A 16,564-nucleotide genomic window follows, 5' to 3' on the forward strand; every position below is an offset into this window, starting at 1 on the left:
CGCCGGGAGACCGCGTCATACCCGCGCCGGACCAGGTCCTTGGGATCGGTGGTGCCCACGCGCGGGAGGCCGGCCAAGGCCCCGAGCGCCGGCGAACGAATTTCCGGCACGCCCGCCGGTCGAGCCGACCGCGCGACCGGAGACCGGAGGACCGGGAGCCGTGACCGAAGGCCGGACAACCCAAGGCCGGAGAACCGGTCGAGCCACCCGGCCTACACCCCCGGCGTGAGCCGGACGAGCAGCACTCCGGGTGTGTCCGGCACGTTCACCGTCAGGGCGTCGCCCTCCCAGACGGCCTGGCCGGCCCGCGCCGCACGGGGATGCAGGACGTCCGCGCGGACGGCGCCGCCCGCGAGGTGCCGGACCGGCAGGCGCCGTCCGGACGGCCCGCCGCGCCGCCACACCGACAGGTACGTCACCGCCTCGCCGGGGACGCGCAGGCCGAGGGCCAGCCACTCGTCCGTCCAGCCGGGCAGGCCGAGCGGCCAGAACGGCAGGGCCCGGGCGAGGTCCCCGCGGATCGACTTGTAGACCTCCACGGCGTCCCGGACGAGGGCCAGTTGGCGGTCCGCCATGCGGTCGAGGTGGCCGGAGAGGTGGATGCGGCCGAGCAGTGCCCCGCCGAGGGTCCACGAGATCAGGTCGTCGTCGAACCCGGGCTGCGGGTAGGCCCAGACGGCGCCCTGTTCGGGCGGGACCGCGGTCGGCGCGGCGGCGGCGATGGGCGGGTAGCGCAGCGGGTCCTGCTGGTCGCTGGTGGACTGGAGCTGGGCGACGGCGAGGGTGGCGCCGTCCATGCGCATGCCGCCCGAGGCGCAGTTCTCGACGACCAGCCCCGGGTGGCGGTCCAGGACGCCGGACAGCCAGTCGAGGTAGGCGTGGGCGTGGCCGAGCAGCCCCGCTCCCGGTGCGAGGTCGCCGGGTGCCTGCGTGCCCGGGTCGACGACGATGTTGTAGTCCAGCTTGAGGTAGCCCACCCCCCAGTCGCCGACGATCCGGTCGACCGTCTTGTCGAGGTGGGCGCGGGCGGCCGGGTGCCGCAGGTCGAGCTGGTGGCGGCCCTGCTCGGTGAGGCGCACGCCGTCGCGCTGGAAGAACGCCTCGTCGGGCAGCTGGGCCGCGACGGGGCTGCGCACCCCGACGACCTCGGGCTCCAGCCACAGCCCGGGCACCATCCCGCGCTCCCGGATCCGGTCCAGGACCGCCTGGATGCCGCCGTCGGGGAAGCGGCGCGGCGAGGGCTGCCAGGCGCCGACGCTGTCCCACCAGCCCCGGGTGTCGTCGTCGTACCAGCCGGAGTCGATGCAGAAGTACTCGGCTCCGGCGTCGGCGGCGGCGTCGATCAGCGGCAGCAGCTTGGCCGTGGTCGGGTCGCCCATCAGGGTGTTCATGTAGTCGTTGAAGACGACGGGCAGGGCGGTGTGGTCCGGGTGGGGGCGGCGGATCGCCCGGCGGTAGGAGGTCAGGGCGCCCAGCGCGGCGTCGAGGTCCGGGCCGAGGGCCAGGGCGCCGGGCACGGTGGTGAACTCCTCGCCCGGGGCGAGCCGGACCCGCCACTGGTGTTCCGCGTCCGTCGGCCCGTTCAGCGCCAGGTAGCTGCCGTGGGCGCGTTCGCCGAGGTCCCAGCGCCAGCCGGCCGGGGACTCCACCTGCCAGACCCAGGCCCGGCCGCCGTACCGCTCGGTCAGGGCGCCCATGGCCAGATGGCCGTCGGTGGGCCAGCTGCCGCGCCCGGTGAGGAGGAGGGCGGCCCGGCTGTCGTGCTCGTGGACGTCGGTGTTGATGTCGGCGACGGAGGCGCGCAGCGGCTCGGTGTACCAACGGCACTCGGCGAGCCAGTCGTTGCGGGCCCGGTGGACGTCGAGGGCGTCCGGGGCGGGCAGGCCGCCGAGCAGGAGGCTGCTGACGGACTGGACGACGAAGGGCTCGCGGCCGTCGTTGCGGAGCCGGACGCGGGAACGGAGGACGGGCAGTCCGGCCGGTGACGTGAGGTCGGCGAAGGCCGTCAACCCGGTGCTGGGGTCGTGGAGTTCGACGGTCAGCCACTCCCAGCCGTCCCGGCTGCCCGTGCGGTGGGTCCGGTAGGCGAGCCGCGACCCGAAGGCCGTGCCGGTGAAGCGGGGGCCGGACCAGCCGCTGCCGTGGCCGAGGGCGGTGAGTTCCACGAGCGGGAGGGCGGCGGCCGGGTCGGCGGGCCGCTCGTCGCCGGGGCGGGCGAGCCGGACCAGCCGGAGGGTCCCGTCGGCGGCCACCGCGAACCGGGCGCCGAGCGCCTCGTGCCCCCAAGTGAACTCGTCCTGCCGCTGGTTGGAGGCTGTGCGCGCCGCATCCGCCGTGCCGGTCAAGGTGCTCCCCCTCCTGGCCCCGCCCCGTTGCCGGGGGCGGCGGTCCGCGTGAATCCCTCGTTACGGTCTCTTGACGACCCATGTGTGACCGGTCACAATCCTCGCATGAATGTGACCGGTCACACAAGGCGCCCGGCGAGCATCAGGGACGTCGCGACCGCGGCGGGCGTCTCCTACCAGACCGTCTCGCGGGTGATCAACGGCCATCCCAGCGTCCGGCCGTCCACCCGGGAGCGGGTGCTCGCCGCCATCGACGAGCTGGGCTTCCGCCGCAACGCGACCGCCCTCGCCCTGGCCAGCGGCCGCAGCCGGGCCGTGACCGTGCTCACCGCGAACACCACGCACTACGGCTACGCCTCGATCCTGCAGGGCATCGAGGAGGCCGCCCGCGCCGCGTCGTACGCGGTGGGGATCGGGGTCCTGGAGTCCGCCGAGGACGCGGCCGTGGCGGCGGAGGTGCAGCGCGCGGCGGACGCGGGCGGCGGACTGATCGTGATCGCCTACGATCCGGCCGGTGTGCGGGCGCTGGAGGCCGTGCCCGCCGGGCTGCCGGTCGTGGGCGTGGTCGAGACCCCGGCGAGCCCGCCCGCCGGCGAGAGTCCCTGGGTGTGGGCCGACGACCGCGAGGCCGCCTACCAGGCGACCCGCCATCTGCTCGCCCTCGGCCACGAGACCGTGCACTACGTCGCCATCCCGTCCAGCACCCGCCGCACCAGCGCCCGCACCAGCGGCTGGCGGCAGGCGCTCAAGGAGGCCGGCGCTCCCGAACCCCGCCCTGTGCAGAGCAGTTGGGGCCCGGCGGGCGGTCACGCCGCGGGTTTGAAGCTCGCGAAGGACCCGTCCGTCACCGCGATCCTGTGCGGCAACGACGATCTCGCGCTCGGCGTGCTGCGGGCCCTGCACGAGGCGGGCCGCCCGGTGCCGGGCGAGGTGAGCGTCGCCGGTTTCGACGACGCCCCTCACTCCGCGTTCCTCACCCCGTCCCTGACGACCGTACGCCTGGACTTCACCGGCCTCGGGCGGGCCGCGTTCGGCCTGCTGCACGGGGCGCTGGAGGAGTCGGCGCCGGTCGCCCCGCATCCGGTGTCCGTGCCGGAACTGGTGGTGCGGGAGACCTCGGGCCCGCCGCCCGCCGGTCGCCGAACACCCTGATCCAGTCCAGCAGTTGTTCCTGATCCGAACCGCCTGCTTTCGGAAAGGCACGTGATGAAGAGAAGAGCTCTCCCCGCCCTGGCGCTGGTCTGCGCCGCCGGCCTGGCCGCCACCGCGTGCAGTGATCCGACCGCCGGGGACTCCGGTTCGGACGACGCGAAACAGACGGCGGTGAACCCGACCGCCCGCCTCGACGGCGTGAAGCTGACCATGTGGACGGCGCAGAACACGGTGAACGCGCCCCAGCAGGTCATCGACGCCTTCGAGAAGGCCACCGGCGCCACGGTCGACACCCAGGCGATCCCGGACCTCTACGAGCAGAACGTGCCGACGAAGCTGGCCTCCGGCGACCGCCCCGACCTGATGTTCTGGCAGCCGTCCATTTCCACGCTGCCGTTCATCCAGCCGAAGCAGAACCTCCTGACGCTCGACGGCGAGCCGTGGGTCTCCGAGCTCGGCGACACCGAGAGGTCCCTCGGCGTCATCGACGGCAAGCGGTACGCGGCGATCGTCACCAGCCCCGCCATGCTCGGCGTCTACTACAACAAGGACGTCTTCAGGAAGGCCGGGCTGAGCGAGAAGGACTTCCCCCGGTCCTACGACGACCTGCTCGCCCTCGGCCGCACGGTCGTCGACAAGACCGACGCGGCCGCCTTCTACGAGGCCGGCGGCGACAAGTGGCCGCTGCAGTGGCAGATGCAGGTCCAGCTCACCGACCTCGACCAGCGGTGGTGGGCCGATCTGAACGCCGGCAAGAAGAAGTGGACCGACCCGGTCGTCGTCGGCGCGATCAAGAAGTACAAGGAGAAGCTGCTCGACGCGGGGCTCGCCCAGAAGAACTACCGGACGGGCACCTTCACCGGGCAGGCCGACGCCCTGTGGAAGGGCGAGGCCGGCATGGTCCTCAACGTCACCTCCTTCCAGAGCCAGTTGCAGGCCAAGTACTCCACGGCCGAGATCGACCAGAAGATCGGCTGGTTCCCCGTCGCCAACTCCTCGGCCACCGGCCTGTACTCCCCCGACCAGACCAACGGTGTCGTCGCCTTCAGGACCGGTGACGACAGGCGGCAGAACGCGGCCCGGCAGTTCCTCGCCTTCTGGCTCGGCCCGGACTACCCGGACTACATCAGGACGATGAAGATCCCCTCCGTGCAGCCGTCCGTGCCCACGCCCGACGGCCTGCCCGAGACGTCCAAGGCCCAGGTGGCGGCCCTGCCCAAGGCCATCGGCGTCTTCCAGGCCAAGGCGATCGTCGCCCCGGACACGCACCTCTACCTGGCTGACATGATCTTCGGCAAGAAGAGCCCGCAGCAGGTCGCGCAGGCGATCCAGGACCAGTTCGCGCAGGTGGCCAAGGCCCAGGGCGCGCCAGGGTTCTGACGATGGCGGACACGGCCGTACGTACCGAGCCCGCGCCGGTCAGGGGCGCGCCGAAGAAGGTGGGGCGGCTGCCACGCGCGGCCGTGCACCACCCCTGGTGGTTCGCGCTGCCCGCGATCGCCGTCTTCGCGGGCTTCTTCCTGGTGCCCAACCTGCTCAACTTCTACTACCCGTTCACCAACTGGTCCTCGTACCACGCGGACATCGCGTTCACGGGCCTGGACAACTTCAGGACCGTCGCCGAGGACGGCTCGCTGCTGCGGGCGATCCGGACGACCCTGGTGTACGCGCTGCTGGCGGCGCTGTTCCAGAACGGCTTCGGGCTCGCGCTGGCGCTGCTGCTGGAGGACGACAGCCGCTTCAACCGGTTCTTCCGGGCCGTCTTCTTCCTGCCGGTGCTGATCTCCGCCCTGGCCACCGGCTACGTCTTCCAGGCGCTGCTCGACCAGGACGGGGCGCTCAACTCCCTGCTCGGCACGGACGTCCCGTGGCTGGGGTCGACGACCTGGACGCTGGTGATCGTCACGCTCATCCACGGCTGGAAGTGGATGGGTCTGTCGATGCTGATCTATCTGGCGGGGCTCAAGGGCATTCCCGGTGACATGCTGGAGGCCGCCCGGATGGACGGCGCCGGGCCGTGGCGGACCTTCCGGTCGGTGCGCTGGCCGATGCTCGCGCCGGCCGTCACCTTCAACGTCACCACGGCGCTGATCGGTTCGATGAACACCTTCGACATCGTGCAGGCCACGACGGGCGGCGGCCCCGCGGCCTCCACCGAGGTCTTCAACATCTACATGTTCCGGATCTTCGGGCAGGGCCTGTACGCCCAGGCCTCCGCGATGAGCCTCGTCCTGTTCCTGGTGGTGGTCGCGGTGGCGATCCCGCTGGTCGTGGGGCTGCGGCGAAGGGAGCAGCTGCTGTGACCGCGCTGTGGCGGTACGGCCGCCCGTCCCTCGTCGTCCTGCTCGCCGCCCTGGCCGTGGGCGTGCCGCTGTGGCTGGTGGCCGTCACCTCGGCCAAGCCGCAGGCCGAGGCCATCAGGCCGAACCTCGACCTGCCCCGGCACTGGCAGCCCTCCGCCAACTACGCGGACGCCGTCGGCCAGGGCGAGATGCTGCGCGGCTTCCTCAACTCACTGCTGGTCGTGGTGCCTTCGGTGGTCCTGGTGCTGATCCTGGGCGCGGGCGCCGCCTGGGTGTTCGCCCGCCGCAAGTCCAAGCTGGTCTCGGCGGCGTACGCGCTGTGCATCAGCGGCCTGCTGCTGCCGCCCGCCGTCATCACCATCGTGATGGAGCTGCGGCAACTGGGCCTGGCGAACACGCGCCCCGGCATGATCGCCGTGTACACCGGCATGTACCTGTCCACGTCGATCTTCTTCATGACGGGCTTCATCCGGGCCATCCCCATGGAACTGGAGGAGGCGGCCCGGATGGACGGGGCGTCGCCGTCACGGATCTTCTGGCGGATCGTGCTGCCCCTGCTCCGGCCGGTGATCGCCACCGCGACGATCATGGTGATGCTCTACGCCTGGAGCGACGTCTTCTACGCGTTCTTCGTCCTCGGCGGCGGAGACCGGGCGACCCTGCCGCTCAACCTCTACCAGGTCGCCAGCGCACAGCTCTACCTGAACAACTGGCACCTCGTCTTCGCGTACGTCGTGGTGATGAGCCTGCCCATGGTCGCCGTCTTCCTCGTCGGCCAGCGAAAGATCGTGTCCGGAATCACCAGTGGAGCCGTCAAGTGACTGGAGGTCCAGCAGCGTGATCACCCCCACCCGCACGCGAGTCCGTCCGAGATCCCGTACCAGAACCGCCCTGATCACAGCACTACTTGGAGCAGCCGCCATGGCAGCCACCCTCCCCGCGGCAGGATCCGCGGCAGCCGCGGCCGAACCGCAGCGCCTCACCGTCGACCTCAAGTCCTCCGAAGGCCCGGTGATGCTCGGCGCCAACGGCTCCCTCTACGGGCTCAGCGACGACGGCGTGCCCAGCGACGCCGCGATGGCGCCCCTGAAGATCACCAGCGTCTCGCAGAAGCCCGAGGGCGGCGCCCAGCACCCCAACGGCGACGCGCTCACGGTCTCCAAGTCGTTCTTCCGCAACGGCGGCGGCGAGATCAACGTGATGATGCAGGACGTCTATGCCAAGTGGCCCTACGAGGACCTCGGCATCGACGACTACCTCCCCAAGGTCGACAAGATCGTCAAGGAGATATCGGCCGACCCGAACAGCGACCGCTTCGTCTACATCCCGTTCAACGAGCCCGACCAGATCTGGTACAAGCTCGACGTCGCCGACCAGGCGCAGTACGAGAAGAACCGGGACCGGTTCTTCCAGGACTGGAAGACGGTGTACCACCGCATCCGCGCGATCGCCCCGGACGCGCGCGTCGCCGGACCCAACGAAGCCGCCTACCACACGCGCCTGCTGAAGGACTTCCTCGCCTTCGCCAAGCGGGAGAACGTGCTGCCCCAGATCATGACCTGGCACGAGCTGGGCTCCGGCTCACTGCGCGACTTCCAGGCCCATTACGACGACTACCGCAAGCTGGAGCGCGAGGCGGGCGTCGCCCCGCTGAAGATCAACATCGACGAGTACGCCAACCGCCGCGACCTGTCCGTGCCCGGGCAGCTCGTGCAGTGGGTGTCCATGTTCGAACGCAACAAGGTGTACGCGAACATGGCCTACTGGGACGCCGCCGGCAACCTCAGCGGCCACGTGGTGCGCTCCAACATCCCCAACGGCGGCTGGTGGCTGTTCCGCTGGTACGCGGGCCTGACCGGGAACACCGTGAAGGTGACGCCGCCGCAGCCGAACACCATCGACACCCTCCAGGGGCTCGCCTCCCTCGACACCTCCCGCCGCCAGGCACAGGTGCTGCTCGGCGGCTCCGCCGGTGACGCGGACGTGGTCGTGCGCAACGTCCCCCGCTCCGTGTTCGGCCGCACGGTCACCGCGACCGTCGCCGAGGCCGCGTGGTCCGGCTACGAGGGTCAGCACGCGGCGCCGCGGGTCCTCGCGCGCACCAAGGCGAAGGTGGCGGACGACGGTTCGGTGACCGTCCCGCTGCGCGGGATGCAGAAGATGTCGGCCTACCGGATCGTCCTCACCCCGGGCGGCTCGGGCACCCCGGCCGCGGCCTCCGTCCCGTGGTCGGCGTCGTACGAGGCCGAGGACGCGGCCATCACCGACGGCAAGGTCTACACGCAGGGCACCGTGCAGAACGCCAACGGCTACGCGGCCTCCGGCACCAAGGACGTCGGCTCGCTCAACCAGCCCGGCAGCAAGGTGGCCTTCTCGGTGACGGTGCCGAAGGACGGCACGTACGACCTGGCGATCCTGTACGGCAACCAGTCCGGCGGCCCGGCCACCCAGAAGCTGTCGGTCGACGGCGCCGACCCGGTGACGGTCTCCTACCCCTCCACGGAGAACTGGACCTACCGCGCCAAGAAGGACGTCACCCTCCAACTGAAGGCGGGAACACACCAGTTGACCCTGTCCAAGGGCGACGCCGAGGTCACCCTCGACCGGATCGACCTGACGACCCGTACGGGCGCGGCCTCCGCCTCGTACGAGGCCACGCTCGCGGACATCAGCGGCCGGCCGTCGTACGACTACGCGTCGTCGGCCGGGGTGGGCACGGGCGCCCTGGTCCTGCGCCCGGGCGACAAGGCGGTCTTCGACGTCCACGCCCCGCGCGACGGCTACTACACGGTGACGCCCCGCTCCACGGCGGCGGTGAAGCTCGCGCTGCACGGCGAGACGGTCACGGCGGCGCCCGGCCGGCCGCTGCGGCTCTACCTGGTCGCGGGCAACAACCGGATCGCGATGACGTCGGGCCACGCCGCCGTGCGCTCCCTGGACGTCACCGGCGACGGCTCGGCCACCGGCACCCTCTCCTACGAGGGCGCCTCGGCGACGCTCGCCGGCGGGGCCAAGCTCGTCGAATCCCCGCACGCCTCCGCCGGCTCGTACATCGGCTGGCTCGGCAACAGCCCCTCCAGCACCGCGACGTTCACGGTGGACGCGCCCCGCTCCGGACGCTACCTGCTGGTCGTCCACTACGCGCACAACGACCGCCGGGACAACGGCCACGCCTACAACACGGACATCATGTCCCGTACCGCCGACCTCACGGTCGGGTCCGGCGCGCCGGTGAAGGTCACCTTCAAGAACACCTGGAGCTGGGACGACTACTGGACCGTCGGCGTCCCGGTCGACCTGAAGAAGGGCGCCAACACGGTGACGTTCGGCAACGCGAGCGCCTGGGCGCCGAACATCGACCGGATCGAGCTGGGCCGGGTCGCGGGCTGATTCCCGCGGTGCGGGGCGACGGTTGACGGAGTGACGGTTGCGGAGGATCGAATGGCGTCCTCCGCAACCGGATTGCCGCCACGCACCGTCTGTTGTCATGGCCGCCGCACGACCAGGCGGCCATGACGACGGCCCGGTTCGGGCCACGACAACGGGGAGTCCCATGCGCACGAAGCTCGGCTCGGCCCTGGCGGCGACGGTCCTGGCGACCGGCCTGGGCGTCGCGATGGCGCCCAGCGCCTCCGCCGCCGACAACTGCTGGGCGGACGGGGACGGCATCCGCTCCTGGTGCCGCAACGTGTCCGGCGCGGCGGTGTACGGATACATCGGCAACAACCGCATCTACCCCGACCCCACCAAGGTGGTCGGATACATGCACTCCAACCCCAGCTGGTTCTACTGCAAGCTGGACGGCCAGGCCTGGGTCGGCGGGCCGCACCCGACCCGCTGGCTGCTGACCGTGGCCGACAACGGCAAACTCGGCTACATGAAGGACACCGCGATCTACAGCGAGACCGATCCGGTGCGCAACTGCTGACCTCGGGTCGGCCCGTGACAGTGCCGCAGTCCGCCGAGGAGGCGGGCTGCGGCACTGTCGTGTTCCGGCCGTCCGCGCGCCCCGCCGGGGGCCCCGCATGACATCCCGTCACCCGCACCCCTATGCTTCTACATGCCTGTAGAAGCAAGTACACGCACGTGAAGGAGTGGACGCCACCATGGTGTTCAAACGACTGCTCGGCGCGCTCGGTGTGGGCGGCCCCACGGTCGACACGGTTCTCGACCCGGCCCCCGTCCGCCCCGGCGGCACGCTCACCGGCCAGGTCCACCTGGCCGGCGGCAAAGCCGACTTCGACATCGAGCACATCACCCTGGAGCTGGTGGCCCGGGTCGAGGCCGAGCACGACGGCGGTGAGAGCGAGGGCGTCGTGGCCTTCGACCGTTTCACCGTCGGCGGCGGCTTCCGGCTCGCCGAGGGCGAGCAGCGCAGCGTGCCGTTCAGCGTGACCGTGCCGTGGGAGACACCGGTCACGGAACTGCACGGCCAGAGCCTGGGCATCGTCCTCGGGGTGCGCACCGAGCTGTCGGTGGCGGGCGCGAAGGACAAGGGCGACCTGGACCAGCTGACCGTCGCGCCGCTGCCCGTGCAGGAGGCCGTGCTCGAAGCCCTCGGCGGGCTCGGGTTCGGTTTCCGGTCGGCCGACCTGGAGTACGGGCGCATCGGCGGCACGGGCCAGCGGCTGCCCTTCTACCAGGAGATCGAGCTCGTCCCCTCGCCCGCCTACGCGCAGCAGGTCAACGAGATCGAGCTGACGTTCCTGGCGAACCCGGGGGGCGTGGACGTGGTGCTGGAGGCGGACAAGCGGGGCGGCTTCCTGTCGCCGGGCCAGGACGCGCTCACCCGCTTCACCGTCTCCCACGAGGGGGTCGGGCAGCAGGACTGGCCGGCGATCGTCGACGGCTGGATGCGGCAGCTGGTCGCGCACCGGGCGTCGTACGGCTCCCCCACGGGCTACGCCGCCCCCTTGGGCCACGGCTCCCCCGCCGCGTTCGGCCCGGGCGGTCACGGGCACGACGCGCACCACCACGACGGCCACCGCTCCGGCCCGGGCATGGGCACCGCCGTCGCGGCGGGCGCGGCCGGACTCGCGGTCGGGGTCGTCGGCGGCATGGTCGCCGGCGAAGTCGTCGACGAGGTCGGGGACTTCTTCGAGGGCGAGGAGGACGAGGAGGGCTGACGCCGCAGGGGCGGGGCCCTCACAGGGGCGTGGCCGCGTGCAGGATGAGCACCATCGTCACGGCCGAGTTCGCGGAGGACATCGCCGACACGGCCGTTCCCGCGGCCGCGCCCCAGGCCGCCAGGCCGACGGAGGTGAACGCCGGGGGCCAGGTGCGCACGGCCGGTGCCGGGCCGAGGAGCGCCGCCACGCGGCGGGGCACCGGCCCCGGCGCGGCGAGTCCCGCGAGCGTGGACACCGGGGTGCCCCGGGAGACGAGAGCGGCCGTGCCGATGGCGCGTGCCACCGTGCGGCGGCTGCCGATCGCCCGGGCCGCCTCCTCGTCGGCCCACCGCTCGGCCGTGTACGCCACGGCGGTGCGCAGCGGCCGCAGGAACGGGTTGGCCCGGGCGGCGAGCTGCACGGCGAGCAGGAACCGGTCGTGCCGGGCGTCGAGGTGCGCCCGCTCATGGGCGAACAGCGCCCGCCGCTCGGCCGCCCCGAGCCGGTCCAGCAGGGCCGTACTCACCACGACACGCCCCCCACGCGGGCCCCGGGCGCGGCGGCCGGCCCTGCCGCGCGGAGCACCCTCGCCGGTACGCCCGCCGCCGTTCCGCCCACCGCCGGGCAGCGCGTACGCGTAGGGGACGCCGTCGGGCAGGACGGCGACCTCGGTGTCCGGCAGGCCGGTCAGGGCGCGGTGGGCCTGGCGGCGCACCCGGGCGTGCCGCCACAGCGTCCGGGCGCAGGCGGCGACCACCGCGCACAGGGCGGGAATGGCGGCCTTGCCGACGACCTCGTCGTACGGCACCGCCGCCCGTACCTCGGGGTCCGACCAGCCGTCCGGCAGCGGGTTGCCGGGCAGCTGGGCGGTGCCGACCACCATCACCAGCCCCAGGCACACGGTGCTGCACAGCGCCAGCACCACCGCCAGCACGGTGAGCAGCCGGGTCGCGGTACGCGGATGCAGATGCTGCTCGGCCAGGCGCGCGACCGGCCAGGCCGTGAGCGGCAGCACCAGCGGAAGAAAGACGAACACCCCCATGAGGCTTCAGTCTTCCCCCTCGCCGTGGGCCTGATCCAGCAGGTCGCGCAGCAGTCGCTCGTCGTCCGGGTCGAGGCCGGTGACGAAGCTGGCCAGCACGGCCCCGCGGTCGTTCTCGGCGTCCAGCACCTTGCGCATCTTGCGGGCGGCCAGGCCCGCCTGGTCCGAGGCGGGCGTCCAGGCGAAGGACCGGCCGACCCGCTCCCGGGTCACCGCGCCCTTGCCCAGCAGCCGGGTGAGGATCGTGATCACCGTCGTGTACGCGAGGTCGCCGCCAAGACGTTCCTGCACCCAGCCGGCCGTGGCCGGACCGTCCGCCTCCCGCAGTGCCGACAGCACCAGCGCCTCCAGCTCGCCCTGTCCCCGCCGGGGACGCTGCCGGGGATCCGTCACCGCCCTGCCTCCCTTCCGCCGCCCTTCGGCGCCCGTGCGGACATCGTATAGATCCGCCGGACCGGAACCCGGATCTTCTACAGTGCTGTAGATTTTAAGGGACCGCACTCGTCAAGAAGGAGTACCTCGTGGGAGTTTCCCTGTCCAAGGGTGGCAACGTCTCGCTCAGCAAGGAGGCGCCGGGCCTCACCGCGGTCCTGGTCGGCCTGGGCTGGGACGTCCGCACGACCACCGGCACCGACTACGACCTCGACGCCTCCGCCCTCCTCCTCGACGCCTCCGGCAAGGTCCCCTCGGACGAGCACTTCGTCTTCTACAACAACCTGAGGAGCCCGGACGGCTCGGTCGAGCACACCGGCGACAACCTCACCGGCGAGGGCGAGGGCGACGACGAGAGCGTCAAGGTGAACCTCGCCGCCGTGCCCGCCGGGATCGACAGGATCGTGTTCCCGGTCTCCATCCACGACGCCGAGAACCGCGGCCAGAGCTTCGGGCAGGTCCGCAACGCCTTCATCCGGGTCGTCAACCAGGCGGGCGGTCAGGAGATCGCCCGCTACGACCTGTCCGAGGACGCCTCCACGGAGACCGCGATGGTCTTCGGCGAGCTGTACCGGCACGGCGCCGAGTGGAAGTTCCGGGCCGTCGGCCAGGGATACGCCTCCGGCCTGGCCGGGATCGCGTCCGACTTCGGTGTGAACGTCTGACACGGACCGACCGCGCCGCCGGGCCCGCCAGCGCGTGGCCGGGCCCGGCGGCGGCCTCTCAGCAACCGACCGGGAGACCATGTGGCCCTACCGTCCCGCCTCAGCCCCGAGGACCGCGCCGACTTCGAAGCCGTACTGCACCTCGCGATGAGCAGCGCGGAGATCCGCGGCGCTCTGCGCCCCGACCCGACCGGCCGGGCCGCCGCGCACCTGCGCGCCCACGCGCTCGACCACGCCGACGCCATCACCGCGGCGGCCGGCGAGCCGTACCGGACCTATCTCGCCGTACGGCGGGCGGCCCGGCGGGAGACGCCGCCTCCGCTCGGCTCGGGCAGCCTGCTGCCGGCCCTCGCGGTGCTCACCCCGCTCGTGTCGGCCGTCTCCGCCGGGGCGCTGCTGCTGCTCGGCGGCCTGCTCCAGGTGGCCGGCGCGCCGGGCCCGCTGCCCGGCTCGCTCGTCGCGGCCGGCTGGACCCTGGCGCTCGTGGCGGCCGTGACCGGCCTCGTCGCCCTGGCCGCGGTGCTGCGTACGGCCCTGGGCAGACCCGCCGTCCCACCGGCCCCCGACCAGGTGGAGCACGCCCGGCAGGCCTGGCGGCAGGCGCTGCTCGACCACGGCATGCTGCCCCACCTGCGCCGGCACCTGACCCCGTACCCCGAGGCGGCGGTCACGCCGTGCTCCCCGCCCGATACGCTCGCGCCGTGCCCGGCCCGGGCCGGAAAGGACAGGACACCATGTTCGGACTGAGCGAGCTCGCGATCATCCTCATCGTCGTCATAGCCGTCCTCGCGGCCAAGAAGCTGCCCGAGCTGGCCCGCTCGGCCGGCAAGTCGGCGCGCATCCTCAAGGCCGAGGCCCGCGCCGCACGCGACGAGGAGGCGGGCACGGCCCCCGCGCCGCGGGTGCTCCAGGGCGAGACCGTCCCGCCGGGCTCCGGCCCGACCCCGCCCGGCGCCCGTGCGGCGGACGCCCCGGACCACCGCTGACCCGCACCCGGACGACCGCTGATCCGCCCCGGATCACGGCTGGCCCGCCCCCAGGACCACCGCCGGCCCGCCCCGGACGACCGCCGGCCCGCGCCCGGACCACCGCTGATCTGTCCCCGGACGACCGCCGACCCGCCTCCGGACCACCGCCGACGTCCCCGGACCACCGCTGACCCGTGCCCAGCGGCCGCCGGCCCGCCCCCGGACCACCGCTGACCCCCGCCCGGACGACCGCCGGCCCGCCCCCGGACCACCGCCGACGTCCACGGACCACCGCCGACCCGTGCCCATGCGGCCGCCGGCCCGCCCCCGGACCACCGCCGACGTCCACGGACCACCGCCGACGTCCCCAGACCACCGCCGACCCGTGCCCATGCGGCCGCCGGCCCGCCCCCGGACCACCGCCGCCGTCCACGGACCACCGCCGCCGTCCCCAGACCACCGCCGACCCGTGCCCATGCGGCCGCCGGCCCGCCCCCGGACGGCCGCTGATCCGTCCCCGGATCACGGCTGGCCCGCCTCCCGGACGACCGCTGTCCGTCCCCCGGCTACAGCGTGCGCTCCAGGCGGTCCGCCACCAGCTTGACGAACTTCGCCGGGTCCTTCGGCTGACCGCCCTCGGCGAGCACCGCCAGCGTGTGGAGCAGTTCCGCGGACTCCTCCAGTTCCGTGCGGTCCTCGCGCTCCTGGTAGGCCTGGTTGAGGCCCTTCACCAGCGGGTGACCGGGGTTGAGCTCCAGGATCCGCTTGGTGCGCGGCACCTCCTGGCCCATGGCCCGGTACATGTTCTCCAGGGCCGGGGTCAGGTCGTGCGCGTCGGAGACGACGCAGGCCGGGGAGACGGTGAGGCGCGTCGAGAGGCGCACCTCCTTGATGTCCTCGTCGAGCCGCTCCCGCATCCAGCCGAGCAGCCCGGCGAACTCCTCGGCCTGCTTCTCCCGCTCCTCGCCGGCCTGCTCCTCCCCCTTGGCGTCCAGGTCGATCTCGCCCTTGGCGACGGACCGCAGCTTCCGGCCCTCGTACTCGCCCACCGCGTCGACCCACACCTCGTCGACCGCGTCGGTGAGCAGCAGGACCTCGATGCCCTTGTCGCGGAACGCCTCCATGTGCGGGGAGTTCTCGATGCTCTGCCGGGACTCGCCGGTGAGGTAGTAGATGTCCTCCTGGCCGTCCTTCATCCGCTCCACGTACCGGGCCAGCGTGGTCGGCTCGTCGTCGGCGTGGGTGGTCTCGAACGAGGCGACGGCGAGGATGGCGTCCCGGTTCTCCGAGTCGGTGACCAGGCCCTCCTTCAGGACCGTGCCGAACTCGCGCCAGAACGTGGCGTAGCGGTCGGCGTCCTTGGTCATGAAGTCCTTGACCGTGGACAGCACCTTCTTCGTCAGGCGCCGCTGCATCATCCGGATGTGCCGGTCCTGCTGCAGGATCTCGCGGGAGACGTTGAGCGAGAGGTCCTGCGCGTCGACGACGCCCTTGACGAAGCGGAGGTACGGCGGCAGCAGCGCCTCGCAGTCGTCCATGATGAAGACGCGCTTCACATACAGCTGCACCCCGCGCCGGAAGTCCCGCGTGAACAGGTCGTGCGGTGCGTGCGAGGGGACGAAGAGCAGCGCCTGGTACTCGAAGGTGCCCTCCGCCTGCAGCCGGATGGTCTCCAGCGGCTCGCGCCAGTCGTGGCTGATGTGCTTGTACAGCTCGTGGTACTCGTCGTCGGACACCTCCTCGCGCGAGCGCGCCCACAGGGCCTTCATCGAGTTCAGCGTCTCGGGCCCGGGCGCGCTGTCGCCCTCGCCCGCCTCCGGGACCATCCGGATCGGCCACGTGATGAAGTCCGAGTACCGCTTGACGATCTCCCGGATCTTCCACGGCGAGGTGTAGTCGTGGAGCTGGTTCTCGGGATCGGCGGGCTTGAGGTGCAGCGTCACCGAGGTGCCCTGCGGGGCGTCGTCGACGGTCTCCAGGGTGTACGTGGCCTCGCCGCGGGAGCTCCAGCGGGTGCCCTGGCCCTCGCCGGCGCGCCGGGTGACCAGTGTGACCTCGTCCGCCACCATGAAGGCGGAGTAGAAGCCGACACCGAACTGGCCGATGAGCCCCTCGGCCCCGGCCGCGTCCTTGGCCTCCTTCAGCTCCTTCAGGAGGGTGGCCGTACCCGACTTGGCGATGGTGCCGATGAGCTGTCCGACCTCGTCGTACGACATCCCGACGCCGTTGTCCCGCACCGTGAGGGTACGGGCCTCCTTGTCGACGTCGATCTCGATGTGCAGGTCCGAGACGTCGGCGTCGAGCGAGTCGTCCCGCAGCTTCTCCAGACGCAGCTTGTCGAGCGCGTCGGAGGCGTTGGAGACGAGCTCGCGCAGGAAGACATCCTTGTTCGAGTAGACCGAGTGGATCATCAGCTGGAGCAGCTGACGGGCCTCTACCTGGAACTCAAACGTTTCGGTCGTCATGGTTCGCGAATACCTCACAGGTCCCACAGTCGCCTGAACTGGTGGCAGTCACTTGGACTGGTGGCAGTCACTGTAAAACACCAA

14 protein-coding genes are annotated in these 16,564 nt (G+C 72.1%); 10 read left to right on the top strand and 4 right to left on the bottom strand.

What is annotated here, in order from left to right; all coding sequences use genetic code 11:
* Positions 1 to 212: 212 nt before the first annotated feature.
* Positions 213 to 2,345, bottom strand: coding sequence for an alpha-galactosidase (locus C1703_RS03155; RefSeq protein ID WP_114250427.1), 2,133 nt, complete (start codon positions 2,343 to 2,345; stop codon positions 213 to 215).
* A gap of 105 nt (positions 2,346 to 2,450) precedes the next feature.
* Here C1703_RS03155 and C1703_RS03160 point away from each other — a divergent pair, with 105 nt between their 5' ends.
* The 7 genes from C1703_RS03160 (at position 2,451) to C1703_RS03190 (ending at position 10,926) form a co-directional block, all read left to right on the top strand.
* Positions 2,451 to 3,497, top strand: coding sequence for a LacI family DNA-binding transcriptional regulator (locus tag C1703_RS03160; RefSeq protein WP_198678071.1), 1,047 nt, complete (start codon positions 2,451 to 2,453; stop codon positions 3,495 to 3,497).
* A 54-nt stretch (positions 3,498 to 3,551) separates the two neighbouring features.
* Positions 3,552 to 4,877 carry an ABC transporter substrate-binding protein gene (locus tag C1703_RS03165; protein WP_114250429.1) on the top strand — a complete coding sequence of 442 codons (1,326 nt, stop codon included), beginning with the start codon at positions 3,552 to 3,554 and terminating at the stop codon, positions 4,875 to 4,877.
* 2 nt (positions 4,878 to 4,879) lie between these two features.
* The gene (locus C1703_RS03170) at positions 4,880 to 5,800 is read left to right on the top strand and encodes a sugar ABC transporter permease (protein WP_114250430.1); all 921 of its coding nucleotides are present in this window, start codon (positions 4,880 to 4,882) and stop codon (positions 5,798 to 5,800) included.
* A complete protein-coding gene (locus C1703_RS03175) occupies positions 5,797 to 6,621 on the top strand; it encodes a carbohydrate ABC transporter permease (RefSeq protein ID WP_114250431.1) in 825 nt (274 codons plus the stop codon). Before C1703_RS03170 ends, C1703_RS03175 begins: the two co-directional genes overlap by 4 nt.
* Positions 6,622 to 6,721: 100 nt before the next feature.
* A complete protein-coding gene (locus C1703_RS03180) occupies positions 6,722 to 9,190 on the top strand; it encodes a CBM35 domain-containing protein (RefSeq protein WP_114250432.1) in 2,469 nt (822 codons plus the stop codon).
* A gap of 163 nt (positions 9,191 to 9,353) precedes the next feature.
* Complete coding sequence (locus C1703_RS03185; protein ID WP_114250433.1) at positions 9,354 to 9,728, top strand: hypothetical protein; 375 nt, start codon at positions 9,354 to 9,356, stop codon at positions 9,726 to 9,728.
* A 178-nt stretch (positions 9,729 to 9,906) separates the two neighbouring features.
* Positions 9,907 to 10,926 (top strand): sporulation protein, encoded by a 1,020-nt coding sequence (locus tag C1703_RS03190; RefSeq protein WP_198678072.1) that lies wholly within the window; start codon positions 9,907 to 9,909, stop codon positions 10,924 to 10,926.
* Between the two features lie 19 nt (positions 10,927 to 10,945).
* Here C1703_RS03190 and C1703_RS03195 read toward each other — a convergent pair whose 3' ends face one another.
* Both C1703_RS03195 and C1703_RS03200 read right to left on the bottom strand, forming a co-directional pair.
* Positions 10,946 to 11,950, bottom strand: a complete 1,005-nt coding sequence (locus C1703_RS03195; protein WP_114250435.1) for a M56 family metallopeptidase — start codon at positions 11,948 to 11,950, stop codon at positions 10,946 to 10,948.
* A gap of 6 nt (positions 11,951 to 11,956) precedes the next feature.
* Positions 11,957 to 12,343, bottom strand: coding sequence for a BlaI/MecI/CopY family transcriptional regulator (locus tag C1703_RS03200; RefSeq protein ID WP_031120636.1), 387 nt, complete (start codon positions 12,341 to 12,343; stop codon positions 11,957 to 11,959).
* Between the two features lie 128 nt (positions 12,344 to 12,471).
* On the opposite strand from C1703_RS03200, the gene C1703_RS03205 reads away from it, so the two are divergent.
* The 3 genes from C1703_RS03205 (at position 12,472) to C1703_RS03215 (ending at position 14,033) form a co-directional block, all read left to right on the top strand.
* Positions 12,472 to 13,047, top strand: a complete 576-nt coding sequence (locus C1703_RS03205; RefSeq protein WP_114250436.1) for a TerD family protein — start codon at positions 12,472 to 12,474, stop codon at positions 13,045 to 13,047.
* Between the two features lie 81 nt (positions 13,048 to 13,128).
* Positions 13,129 to 13,794 (top strand): hypothetical protein, encoded by a 666-nt coding sequence (locus C1703_RS03210; RefSeq protein WP_114250437.1) that lies wholly within the window; start codon positions 13,129 to 13,131, stop codon positions 13,792 to 13,794.
* Positions 13,782 to 14,033, top strand: a complete 252-nt coding sequence (locus tag C1703_RS03215; protein WP_114250438.1) for a twin-arginine translocase TatA/TatE family subunit — start codon at positions 13,782 to 13,784, stop codon at positions 14,031 to 14,033. Before C1703_RS03210 ends, C1703_RS03215 begins: the two co-directional genes overlap by 13 nt.
* Positions 14,034 to 14,581: 548 nt before the next feature.
* Here the strand turns inward: C1703_RS03215 and htpG are convergent.
* Complete coding sequence (gene htpG, locus C1703_RS03220; RefSeq protein WP_114250439.1) at positions 14,582 to 16,480, bottom strand: molecular chaperone HtpG; 1,899 nt, start codon at positions 16,478 to 16,480, stop codon at positions 14,582 to 14,584.
* Positions 16,481 to 16,564 lie beyond the last annotated feature (84 nt).

This window comes from Streptomyces sp. Go-475 (assembly GCF_003330845.1).
Taxonomy (GTDB): domain Bacteria; phylum Actinomycetota; class Actinomycetes; order Streptomycetales; family Streptomycetaceae; genus Streptomyces.